This window comes from Streptomyces sp. NPDC059456, from assembly GCF_042750055.1.
In the GTDB taxonomy this organism is placed as follows: domain Bacteria; phylum Actinomycetota; class Actinomycetes; order Streptomycetales; family Streptomycetaceae; genus Streptomyces.
In genome coordinates this window covers 1-7515 of record NZ_JBHYVA010000421.1, presented here as the reverse complement: position 1 = coordinate 7515, position 7515 = coordinate 1, and the positions used below count along the sequence as shown (strand labels likewise).

The 7515-nt window shown below is 71.3% G+C and carries 7 protein-coding genes; 6 read left to right on the top strand and 1 reads right to left on the bottom strand.

The window, feature by feature from the left end; translation table 11 throughout:
* Positions 1–1255: ATP-binding protein (locus ACFXA3_RS28940; protein ID WP_385191452.1), on the bottom strand; the 1255-nt coding region annotated here is incomplete at its 3' end.
* 147 nt (positions 1256–1402) lie between these two features.
* Between ACFXA3_RS28940 and ACFXA3_RS28935 the strand changes: the two genes are divergently transcribed.
* The 6 genes from ACFXA3_RS28935 to ACFXA3_RS28910 form a co-directional block, all read left to right on the top strand.
* A complete protein-coding gene (locus ACFXA3_RS28935; RefSeq protein ID WP_030294568.1) occupies positions 1403–1834 on the top strand; it encodes a DUF948 domain-containing protein in 432 nt (143 codons plus the stop codon).
* 8 nt (positions 1835–1842) lie between these two features.
* The gene (locus ACFXA3_RS28930) at positions 1843–2184 is read left to right on the top strand and encodes a DUF6167 family protein (RefSeq protein WP_385191451.1); all 342 of its coding nucleotides are present in this window, start codon (positions 1843–1845) and stop codon (positions 2182–2184) included.
* A complete protein-coding gene (gene alaS / locus ACFXA3_RS28925; RefSeq protein WP_385191450.1) occupies positions 2184–4853 on the top strand; it encodes an alanine--tRNA ligase in 2670 nt (889 codons plus the stop codon). The genes ACFXA3_RS28930 and alaS overlap by 1 nt, the downstream gene beginning before the upstream one ends.
* 2 nt (positions 4854–4855) lie before the next feature.
* Positions 4856–5326 (top strand): Holliday junction resolvase RuvX, encoded by a 471-nt coding sequence (ruvX, locus tag ACFXA3_RS28920; protein ID WP_266631059.1) that lies wholly within the window; start codon positions 4856–4858, stop codon positions 5324–5326.
* Between the two features lie 128 nt (positions 5327–5454).
* On the top strand, positions 5455–7200 hold the full coding sequence (mltG, locus tag ACFXA3_RS28915) for an endolytic transglycosylase MltG (RefSeq protein ID WP_385191449.1): 1746 nt from the start codon (positions 5455–5457) through the stop codon (positions 7198–7200).
* An 11-nt stretch (positions 7201–7211) separates the two neighbouring features.
* A partial coding sequence (locus ACFXA3_RS28910) for a shikimate dehydrogenase family protein (RefSeq protein WP_385191447.1) occupies positions 7212–7515 on the top strand: 304 nt, incomplete at its 3' end.

Genomic DNA, 7515 nt, shown 5'->3' with positions numbered 1-7515 from the left:
CCCGGGACCCCGGTGCTCGGCCGCGATGCCGAAGCGGCCGCGGTCGCCCGGGGCGGACCGAGACACCCGGCGCCCCCGGGCGGCCCGGGGGTTCACCCGCGCCCCGGGGGGCGGCGGGGCCGCCCCCCCCCCCCCCGGCGGGCGGGGCCCCCCGCCGCGGGCCCGCGCCACCCGGGGCCCGCCCGGGGGGGGCGCCCCCCCGCGACTCCAGCCACCCCGCCCCGTACGCCCGTACCGTCTCCAGCATCCGGTAGCGCACCCTCCCCCCGACTCCGTCGGGGGGATCCCCGGCCGCCGTCTCCTCCCGGGCCAGCAGGGACTGGGCCAGCAGCTCCCCGAGCACGTCCAGCACGGACCCCACCGGCAGGTCCGGCCCCGCGCACACGTACTCGGCGGCGTCGAGGTCGAAGTGCCCGGCGAACACGGACAGCCGCGCCCACAGCAGCCGCTCCCGGGCCGTGCACAGCTCGTGGCTCCAGCCGATCGCCGTACGCAGCGCCCGGTGCCGGGGCAGGACCCCCCGCGCCGCGCCCGTCAGCAGCGCGAACCGGTCCTCCAGCCGTGCCAGCACCTGCTCCGGGGACAGCGACCGCAGCCGCCCCGCCGCCAGCTCCAGCGCCAGCGGGATCCCGTCGAGGCGGGCGCACAGCTCGACGAGCACGTCCCGGTTGGCCCCGGTCACCGCGAAGCCCGGATCGGCGTCCGCGGCCCGGTCGGCCAGCAGTTCCAGCGCCTCGTCGGGGCCCGGCGGGGCCAGCGGGAAGGTCCGCTCGCCCCGGAGGTCCAGCGGCCGCCGCCCGGCGGCCAGCACGTGCAGGCCGGGGGAGCGGAGCAGCAGCTCCCGCACCAGCTCGGCGGTCTCGTCGACGAGCTGCTCGAACCCGTCGAGGACGAGCAGCAGCCGCCGCTCGGCGAGGTGCTCGGCCAGGACGGTCCGGGGCGGCCGCGTGGTGTGGTCGGTGAGCCCGAGCGACTCGGCCAGGGTGAGTTCGAGCAGCGCCGGATCGCGTACGCAGGACAGCTCGGCCAGCCACACGCCGTCGCAGTGGCGTTCCTGCGCCGCCCCGGCGGCCTCCTTGGCCACCGCCAGGGCCAGCCGGGACTTGCCGACCCCGCCCACACCGGTCACGGTGACCAGCCGCGAGGCCTCCAGCAGCCTCCCCACCTCGGCGAGTTCCGCACCCCGCCCGACGAAGCGGCTCAGCTCCGAGGGAAGATTGCCGCAGGTCCTTCGTCGATCGGGCCTCTGTCGCATGGGACACGGAGGGTACTGGTCCGGATGCGCTGCGTTCAAGGCGGCCCCGCCCGGCCCCGAATTGCGGTACGGCGGTGGATCTCCGGCGCGATAGGGTCGGAGAACGACTTTTCCACGTAATGATCAACAGGCAGAGAGCGGTGCAACGTGTCCGGTGGAGAGGTGGCCGGGATCCTCGTGGCCGTCTTCTGGGCCATCCTGGTCTCCTTCCTCGCCGTGGTGCTGGTGAGGCTGGCCCAGGTGCTCAAGGCGACCACCAAGCTGGTGGCCGACGTGACCGACCAGGCCGTCCCGCTGCTGGCGGACGCCTCCACCACCGTCCGCTCCGCGCGCACCCAGCTCGACCGGGTCGACGCCATCGCGAGCGACGTCCAGGAAGTCACCTCGAACGCCTCCGCACTCTCCTCCACCGTGGCCTCCACCTTCGGCGGCCCGCTGGTCAAGGTCGCGGCCTTCGGCTACGGAGTCCGCAAGGCGCTGGGCAAATCCACGGAAGAGGCGCCGCGGAAGGCGTCCCGACGTAACGTGATCGTTGGCCGTACGGTGCCGGCCGCCCGGCGCCGGAAGCAGAAGGGCTGAAACCTCCGATGTTCCGCCGAGCCTTCTGGTTCACCGCCGGCGCAGCCGCCGGCGTGTGGGCCACCACCAAGGTCAACCGCCAGCTCAAGAAGCTGACACCGGAGAGCCTCGCCGCCCAGGCCGCCGACAAGGCCGTGGAGGCGGGTCACCGCCTCAAGGACTTCGCCCTCGACGTGAAGGCGGGAATGTCGCAGCGCGAGGACGAGCTGAACGACGCACTGGGACTGCACCAGGACCCCGACCGGCCCGACAACGTCACCGCCCTCCCCGGGCCGCGGCGGATGCGGGCCATCCAGCACCACAAGACCACCCACCCGAATTTTTCGTACGACCGGAATGAGGACCACTGATGGAGTCGGCTGAAATCCGCCGCCGCTGGCTGAGCTTCTTCGAGGAGCGCGGTCATGCCGTTGTCCCTTCGGCGTCGCTCATCGCGGACGACCCGACTCTGCTGCTGGTCAACGCGGGCATGGTCCCGTTCAAGCCGTACTTCCTCGGCGAGACCAAGCCCCCGGCCCCCCGGGCCACCAGCGTGCAGAAGTGCGTCCGTACGCCGGACATCGAAGAGGTCGGCAAGACCACCCGCCACGGCACGTTCTTCCAGATGTGCGGCAACTTCTCCTTCGGCGACTACTTCAAGGAAGGCGCCATCAAGTACGCCTGGGAGCTGCTCACCAGCTCCGTGGCGGACGGCGGCTACGGCCTGGAGCCGGAGAAGCTCTGGATCACCGTCTACCTCGACGACGACGAGGCCGAGACGATCTGGCGCGACGTGATCGGCGTCCCCGCCGAGCGCATCCAGCGCCTGGGCAAGAAGGACAACTTCTGGTCCATGGGCGTCCCGGGCCCCTGCGGCCCCTGCTCCGAGATCAACTACGACCGCGGCCCCGAGTTCGGCGTCGAGGGCGGCCCCGCCGTCAACGACGAGCGCTACGTGGAGATCTGGAACCTGGTCTTCATGCAGTACGAGCGCGGCGCCGGCGACGGGAAGGAAGACTTCCCGATCCTCGGCGACCTGCCGTCGAAGAACATCGACACCGGTCTCGGCCTCGAACGCCTCGCGATGATCCTGCAGGGCGTGCAGAACATGTACGAGACCGACACCCTGCGCGTGGTCATGGACAAGGCCACCGAGCTGACCGGCGTGCAGTACGGCGCCGCCCAGAACACCGACGTCTCGATGCGCGTGGTCGCCGACCACATCCGCACCTCCGTCATGCTCATCGGCGACGGCGTCACCCCCGGCAACGAGGGCCGCGGCTACGTGCTGCGCCGCATCATGCGCCGCGCCATCCGCAACATGCGCCTCATGGGCGCCACCGGCCCGGTCGTCCAGGACCTCGTCGACGTCGTGATCAACACGATGGGGCAGCAGTACCCGGAGCTCGTCACCGACCGCAAGCGCATCGAGACCGTCGCGCTCGCCGAGGAGGCCGCCTTCCTCAAGGCCGTCAAGGGCGGCACGAACATCCTCGACACCGCCGTGACCGAGACCAAGGCCGCCGGCGGCACTGTCCTCTCCGGCGACAAGGCGTTCCTGCTCCACGACACCTGGGGCTTCCCGATCGACCTCACCCTGGAGATGGCCGCCGAACAGGGCCTCTCCGTGGACGAGCCCGGCTTCCGCCGCCTGATGCAGGAGCAGCGCGACCGGGCCAAGGCCGACGCCAAGGCCAAGAAGACCGGCCACGCGGACATGTCCGCCTACCGGGAGATCGCCGACGGCTCCGGCGCCACCGAGTTCACCGGCTACGCCACCACTCAGGGCGAGTCCACCATCGTCGGCCTGCTGGTCAACGGGGTCTCCGCGCCCGCCGCCTCCGAGGGCGACGAGGTCGAGGTCGTCCTCGACCGCACCCCGTTCTACGCCGAGGGCGGCGGCCAGCTCGCCGACCAGGGCCGCATCAAGCTCGACTCGGGCGCCGTCATCGTCGTCCGCGACGTGCAGCAGCCCGTCCCGGGCGTCTCCGTGCACAAGGGCTCCGTCCAGGTCGGCGAGGTGACGGTGGGCGCCTCCGCGTACGCCGCCATCGACGTCAACCGCCGCCGGGCCATCGCCCGCGCCCACTCGGCCACGCACCTGACCCACCAGGCGCTGCGCGACGCCCTCGGCCCGACGGCCGCCCAGGCCGGCTCCGAGAACTCGCCCGGCCGCTTCCGCTTCGACTTCGGTTCGCCGAACGCCGTCCCCGGCACGGTCCTCACCGACGTCGAGCAGAAGATCAACGACGTGCTCTCCCGCGAGCTCGACGTCACCGCCGAGATCATGAGCATCGACGAGGCGAAGAAGCAGGGCGCCATCGCCGAGTTCGGCGAGAAGTACGGCGAGCGCGTGCGCGTCGTGACCATCGGCGACTTCTCCAAGGAGCTGTGCGGCGGCACGCACGTCGCCAACACCGCCCAGCTCGGCCTGGTCAAGCTGCTCGGCGAGTCCTCCATCGGCTCCGGCGTGCGCCGCGTCGAGGCCCTCGTAGGCGTGGACGCCTACAACTTCCTCGCCAAGGAGCACACGGTCGTCGCCCAGCTCCAGGAGCTGGTCAAGGGCCGTCCCGAGGAGCTGCCGGAGAAGATCGCCTCCATGCTCGGCAAGCTGAAGGACGCCGAGAAGGAGATCGAGAAGTTCCGCGCGGAGAAGGTCCTCCAGGCCGCCGCCGGCCTCGCCGCGGGCGCCCAGGACATCCGCGGCGTCGCCCTCGTCGTCGGCACCGTCCCGGACGGCACCGGCGCCGACGACCTGCGCAAGCTGGTCCTCGACGTCCGCGGCCGCATCCAGGGCGACCGCCCGGCCGTCGTGGCCCTCTTCACCACGGCGAACGACCGCCCGCTGACCGTCATCGCCACCAACGAGGCGGCCCGCGAGCGCGGCCTCAAGGCCGGCGACCTGGTCCGCACCGCCGCCAAGACCCTCGGTGGCGGCGGTGGCGGCAAGCCGGACGTGGCCCAGGGCGGCGGCCAGAACCCGGCCGCCATCCCGGACGCCATCGCCGCGGTCGAGCGCCTCGTCGTCGAGACGGTCTGACCATGACGCTGCGCCGTGGCCGCCGTCTGGCCATCGATGTCGGGGACGCCCGGATCGGGGTCGCCTCCTGCGACCCCGACGGGGTGCTGGCCACGCCGGTGGAAACCGTTCCGGGCCGGGACGTCCCCTTCGCCCACCGGCGGCTGCGGCAGCTCGTCGAGGAGTACGAACCCCTGGAGGTCGTGGTCGGCCTGCCCCGCTCGCTCAGCGGGCGGGAAGGGCCGGCCGCGGCCAAGGTGCGCGCCTTCGCCACGGAACTCGCCAAGGGGATCAAGCCGGTGACGGTCCGTCTGGTGGACGAGCGGATGACGACGGTCACCGCCGCCCAGGGGCTGCGGGCCTCGGGAAGGAACGCCAAGAAGGGCCGTTCGGTCATCGACCAGGCGGCCGCAGTGGTCATCCTTCAGAACGCTCTTGAGACCGAACGGGTATCGGGTAATCCGCCCGGTGAGTGCGTCGAAGTGGTTGTCTGATCGCGATACGGTAACGTTCCGCGCGATGCGACGGCATTCGAACAAGTCGTCGTCTACCACTTCAGAGGCGGAACCGGGTGCCGCGGCGGACAGGGCCGTTGCCTCCGTCTCGCGGCTCTAGGGGATCGATGACTGAGTATGGCCGGGGCCGTGGCCCCGAACCGTGGCACCCGGAGGACCCCCTGTACGGGGACCAGGGGTGGACCGGGCACGAGGCCCAGCAGGCTCAGATGCCCTATGCCGGCGGCCCGCAGCAGCAGTATCCGCAGGAGCCGCAGTACCAGCAGCAGCCCCAGCAGCCGCAGCAGTACCGGCAGGACCCGCAGAACGGGCAGTACCCGCAGGACCCGCAGTACCAGCAGCAGTACGTGCAGCAGGGCCAGTACCCGCAGCAGCAGGGCTACGCCCCGCAGCAGCCCCACCAGGCCCAGCAGCAGCCGCAGCAGCCGGTGTACGACGGCCAGGGCTGGGACACCGGCCAGAACCAGTACGCCGGCGTCCCGCAGGCCGACCCGTACGTCGGCGCGGACCCGTACGCCCAGCAGCCCGTCGGCGGGTACCCGGGCGAGGCCCCCGACCTGTACGGCACGGCCGAGGCCTACCCGCCGCCGCAGCCCCCGGGCCGGCGCCACCTCGTCACCGAGGAGGAGCCGGAGCTCGAGCCGGAGCCGGAGTACGCCGAGGAACCGGCCGAGAGGGCTTCGTCGATCCTGCCCGGCGGCGAGGACGACGACGGCGACGAGCCGAACGGCGCCGGGCGCCGCGGCCGGCCGAAGGGCAAGCCCAAGAGCCGCAACGGCGCGGCCTGCCTGATCGCGGCCGTGGTGATCGTCGCCGTCCTCGGCGGTGGCGGCTACTACGGCTACGACTACCTCAAGTCCAAGTTCACCACCGGCGAGGACTATGCCGGCGAGGGCGAGGGCTCGGTCTCCATCGACATCCCCAAGGGCACCGGCGTCGGTGAGATGGGCCGCATCCTCAAGGCGCACGGCGTCGTCAAGAGCGCCGACGCGTTCGTCGCCGCCGCCAAGGCCAACCCCAAGGGCGGCGCCATCCAGGCAGGCTCCTACACGCTGAAGGAGCACATGTCGGGCAAGGCCGCCGTCGACATGATGGTGGGCGGCGCCGGGGTCAACGCCCTGGACGTCATCCCGGGCTGGAAGAACGCCCAGGTCTACAAGGCCATCGACGACAAGCTCAAGCTCAAGGAGGGCACGACCAAGGACATCGCCGCCAAGGAGGCGAAGAACCTCGGTCTGCCCGACTGGGCCAACAACAGCAAGGACATCAAGGACCCGCTGGAGGGCTTCCTCTACCCGGCCCGCTACGACCTCAGCAAGGACGCGACCCCCGAGTCGATGCTCAAGCAGATGGTGGCCAAGTCCAACGAGGCCTACGCCGGCGCGGACCTCAAGGGGCAGGCGGCCAAGCTGGGCCTCGCCAACCCGCTCCAGCTCGTCACCGTCGCGAGCCTCGTCCAGGCCGAGGGCAAGTACCAGCACGACTTCGACAAGATCTCCCGGGTCGTCTACAACCGTCTCAAGCCGGGCAACACCGAGACCTACGGTCTGCTCGACTTCGACTCCACGGTCAACTACATCAAGGGTTCGAGCACCCTGGACGTCGGTTCCGTCAACGACCTCCGCAAGATCGACGACCCGTACAACACCTACAAGATCAAGGGCCTCCCGGCCGGCCCGATCGGCAACCCGGGCCCCGACGCGCTCAAGTCGGCGCTCAACCCGGCCACCGGCCCGTGGTACTACTTCGTGTCGGTGAACGAGAACGAGACCCTCTTCGCCGTGACGAACGAGGAGCACAACAAGAACCGCCAGCGGTACGAAGAGGAACGGAAGAAGGCAGCAGGGCAGTGATACGCGCAGCCGTGCTCGGTTCACCGATCGAGCACTCCCTCTCACCGGTGCTGCACCGCGCCGCCTACCAGGAGCTCGGCCTCGACGACTGGTCGTACGACCGCTTCGAGATAGACGAGGCCGCGCTCCCGCAGTTCATCGCCGGCCTCGGCCCCGAGTGGGCCGGGCTGTCGCTGACGATGCCGCTCAAGCGGGCGGTCATCCCGCTCCTCGACGGCATCAGCGACACCGCCGCCTCGGTCGAGGCGGTCAACACGGTCGTCCTGACCCGGGACGGCCGGCGCGTCGGTGACAACACCGACATCCCCGGCATCG

Excerpts from the sequence above, each read along its gene's own strand:
- ACFXA3_RS28930 (WP_385191451.1), top strand. The coding sequence starts at position 1,843 with ATGTTCCGCCGAGCCTTCTGGTTCACCGCCGGCGCAGCCGCCGGCGTG.
- alaS (WP_385191450.1), top strand. The coding sequence starts at position 2,184 with ATGGAGTCGGCTGAAATCCGCCGCCGCTGGCTGAGCTTCTTCGAGGAG.
- ruvX (WP_266631059.1), top strand. The coding sequence starts at position 4,856 with ATGACGCTGCGCCGTGGCCGCCGTCTGGCCATCGATGTCGGGGACGCC.
- mltG (WP_385191449.1), top strand. The coding sequence starts at position 5,455 with ATGACTGAGTATGGCCGGGGCCGTGGCCCCGAACCGTGGCACCCGGAG.